At 39.3% G+C, this 3562-nt stretch carries 3 protein-coding genes and 1 pseudogene; 1 reads left to right on the top strand and 3 read right to left on the bottom strand.

Going from position 1 to position 3562, the window contains the following annotated elements:
• The coding region (locus tag BLT_RS0101935) for a CpsB/CapC family capsule biosynthesis tyrosine phosphatase (protein ID WP_017726139.1) at positions 1 to 314 on the bottom strand (314 nt) is incomplete at its 3' end.
• A 400-nt stretch (positions 315 to 714) separates the two neighbouring features.
• Positions 715 to 936: pseudogene (locus BLT_RS0101930) on the bottom strand (Tn3 family transposase); the annotation flags it as partial.
• A gap of 579 nt (positions 937 to 1515) precedes the next feature.
• Between BLT_RS0101930 and BLT_RS0101920 the strand changes: the two are divergent.
• A complete protein-coding gene (locus tag BLT_RS0101920; protein WP_017726136.1) occupies positions 1516 to 1809 on the top strand; it encodes a hypothetical protein in 294 nt (97 codons plus the stop codon).
• Positions 1810 to 2159: 350 nt separating this feature from the next.
• Here the strand turns inward: BLT_RS0101920 and BLT_RS0101915 are convergent, their stop codons facing one another.
• Positions 2160 to 3101 carry an agmatinase family protein gene (locus BLT_RS0101915; RefSeq protein WP_017726135.1) on the bottom strand — a complete coding sequence of 314 codons (942 nt, stop codon included), beginning with the start codon at positions 3099 to 3101 and terminating at the stop codon, positions 2160 to 2162.
• Positions 3102 to 3562 lie beyond the last annotated feature (461 nt).

Raw genomic sequence — 3562 nt, 5'->3', positions numbered from 1 at the left:
AAGTGGTTTCCCTTATTTAAGGTAAGAATGTCTCCTTTTTTCAAATCTTCTAGCAAGCTACTTGTCATCCGTACCTCTTGTCCGGGAACAATGTTCACATCTAGCTTGCGGGCACGAAGCTCTGTATTCATGGCCTCGACCGCTTGGAGAATCTCTTCTTTCTTGTTTTCATAAGATCCGTTCATATGGTGAGGGGTTGCAATCATGGCGTAGATTCCTTGTTCCTGCGCCTGTTTTGCCATGGCGATTGCATCCTCAAGACGACGTGGACCGTCATCCATGTCCCAAAGAATATGACTATGTATGTCGATCATGATTTTCAATCCTTTTATCCTATAAATCTTACATCTTGATGGAAGTTGAAAAACATTTTTCCATTTAATTAACTTTACTCTACCAAATTTCACAGGTCATTTCCAGCCATTTTTTTACATTATTTCATCTTTTGTTCTATATATTGAAATTTTCTTTCTATATATTTCGACATTATTCATTTCCGTTCTCATATATGCAACAACAACTATTTTTTATTAAAATATCAATATTCTCCTTTCCCGCATAAATCAGCATGGGTTCTTTGCAGAAAAAAGCGGAGAAGATACAATAAGACAATATTCGGTAGTAAAAAGCCGGTTTTCATTACTCGAAGGTTATGAAAACCAGCTTATTATTTCATATTAAGTACGTAACTCTCTTAACCCTTTCTTTGTGTTTAAGTTTGATATGCTCCCATGCTAACGGTGATACATGAGGAATTAAATCTTCTTGAAAAGTACCGTTCATTTTTTGCACTTTAATAGCCTCTGATAAATAAACTGTTTTCCATACACCTACAGCATTTATTAAAATATTAAGTGCACTCGCTCGTTGTAATTGCTGGTGTATACCTTTTTCACGTAATTCCCCACGTTTGCCAAAGAATAAAGCCCTTGCTAGTTTGAAAATGGGAAATAATATGAACTCTAGCCAATCTCTCACACCTTGCGAGAAGCTAAAGGAAACAAAAAGAGGCTGGGACATAACGAACGTGTATGATTGAAAATGCGAACAATACACAACCTTAGCGGAGGAAATAGACGTAGACTCCTGCGGAATCAAAGACAAGGCTGAGACCCTACAGTGCGAAAAGCACAAGGAGGCTCACCAGCCGCCCGCGGAAAGCAAAGTATTTTCCGAAGCGAATGCTATGCAGCAACGATCATGACGTTCGGATTTCTCTTCAATAAAAACTCTTTTGTCCCAGCCTCTTTAATTTATCTAACTTTTTTCATTTTAGGTCTTGATAAGAGCTGTATGAAAAATCGTATTTCTATGTTTGTAAGTTTGCTTAACGTTGTTGTTAATCCGCGTTTTCCAGACGCTAGCCTTAGTTTAGCTTTATATTATGTAAAAGTGATAAAAAAATGTTTGAGCATTGACAGTTAATGGGTATTAAATGCTAGGATTGAAGAGGTGCTTTTTTACCAATTTCAGTACTGAGTATGAATATTATTATAGTTTGAGAGGGGTAAGTATTTGAAATATGGAAAATGGTCAGCGATTCTTAGTATAGTTTGTGGATTGGCTTTGTTAGTTAGTTATGCTTTTGCTTCAGATTATCCGAAAGGTTTGGAGTATGTCTTATTGGTTATACTTTTCTATGGTTCGATAGTGTTAGGAGTTGTAAGTTTAATTCTTACTGTTATTGCCTATAAACAAAAAGAAATAGGGTTTACAAAGAATGTAGCCCCTATTGTGATTGGTATAATTTTATTGATTTATCTTTTGACGTTTGTATTAATTATGATTGGTTTCTTAGCTGGACCTTAAGTTCTTTAATAGCAAGCTCCCATCATTAAAATTAATATGGTCAACAATTTGTTTTTGAAAACTCATCTTGAATCGATGGTAGCTTGATTTCCCTTGAGATACGGACTGTTGTGAACAATCGAAAAGTTACCCAATCTCGGTAGCATTTATCTGATATATAAAAGCTAATTCAAGTATTTGCTTCTGTTTTTTGTCAATCTATTAATAGCTTGATATCAATCAAAATTCAAAATTAAGTCATTGGTAGCCATTTAAATTTTTTAATGACGTCCGTTGTTAAAAAATTTATGCTTTCCTAACGTATTAAAAAACGCATACCGCCTCGTTCTATGCGATATGCGTTTCATGTGTTACGCTTTTTGATGCAACGCATGCCCGGCAAGGACATACAAAATAATCGTAGAAGCTAGATGGGAGGAGAAATCGTTCGGGTCTTGCTGCGGATAAACCTCGACAAAATCCATTCCCACGAGTCCTCGTTTTGCGAATTCGTGAATCAAGGTCAGCAGCTCATAGGAGGTGAGGCCATTTCCGTCCACGGGGCCGCCTGGGTTAAAGGCGTAATCAAGGACGTCACTACAAATGCTTAAGTAGACGGCATCGACACCCTTACTTGCTTGGTCATACAGCTCGTCAGCAAAGGCTCGGAGATCGGTTGTCTCGCGAATCTCATTCAGTGTCACCGTTTTTGCCCCAGCATCGTTTGCAAAGCGACCGCTTTCCGGTTTATTACGCGGTCCATGGATCCCTGCATGAATGAGGCTTTCGTTCCGCACCCCTTCCAGCTCGTATAGGCGGGCAAACGGTGTGGAGCGGGCATACTTATCCCCCTCATGATGGGACATGTTGTCATAATGGGCATCAAGGTGGAGAATGCCGATTTTTTTGTTTGTTTTCTCTGTTAATGCTTTGATGATTGGGTAGGTAATCCCGTGGTCGCCTCCGAGGGCAATGGGAAATTTCCCTAAGCTCCAGATGTTTCCAGCGAAATCGCCGATTCGCTTCATCGTCTCTTCCACATCGGCAGGAACCACGTCCACATCCCCCATATCTGCCAGGGTAAGCTGCTCAAACACATCGATATGGTCAAGCTCTGGCAAGTAGCCGCTATAGCGGCCTGAGGACAAGCGCATCACTTTTGGAGCGAGCTCGCAGCCTGTGTAGTCTCCCCACGTTACTGCACCTTCCCAAGGGACGCCGTAAATCAACGCATCGGCTTGATCAATTGGGCTTGTTGTTCCGTTAATGGCTCCTAAAAAGGTTGGGGTATTTCCATAAATTTTTTCACTCATTGTTTCAACTCCTACTCGTCGTCTTCTTATCTCTATACCCGTGACAACTAGAATGAATCATCGATTTAGTGATTGTCATTCGTTGACGAACCCACTGAGAAAATAGATATTGTGGGTAACGACACATCACTGTTCGACAAAAAGCTGGAGAATTCTTATTTTCACTTCGACATTGATAAATATGCTTATCATTCTCTTCAACAAACAATGGATACAGGTAGTAAAGTGTCTTTTTCTTAATAATGTTATCTGAAAATTACGGCTGTTCTTTTCCAAAATTCGTATTATAATAAGTAGTGGAGGCCATGTTTCGGTAAATGATTGTGTGTTAATCGATTTGTCAATCGTTTCTGTCAAAAGATAACGAAAGGAAGTTGGTAAACCGTGGAAAACAAGTGTGAAGATGTCCTCAAACAGTTACAGACTTATTTTGAACAGCAGTTAGAGCGTGGTTTAAAACA

Origin of the sequence: Halalkalibacterium ligniniphilum (genome assembly GCF_000334155.1) — a bacterium.
GTDB classification, from domain to species: domain Bacteria; phylum Bacillota; class Bacilli; order Bacillales; family Bacillaceae_D; genus Halalkalibacterium; species Halalkalibacterium ligniniphilum.
The sequence above is the reverse complement of the archived record's forward strand: the minus strand, read 5'-3'. Positions and strand labels throughout refer to the sequence as shown.

What these genes read in the sequence shown, in the direction of transcription:
- BLT_RS0101915 (WP_017726135.1), bottom strand. Translation starts at nt 3,101, where the DNA reads ATGAGTGAAAAAATTTATGGAAATACCCCAACCTTTTTAGGAGCCATT.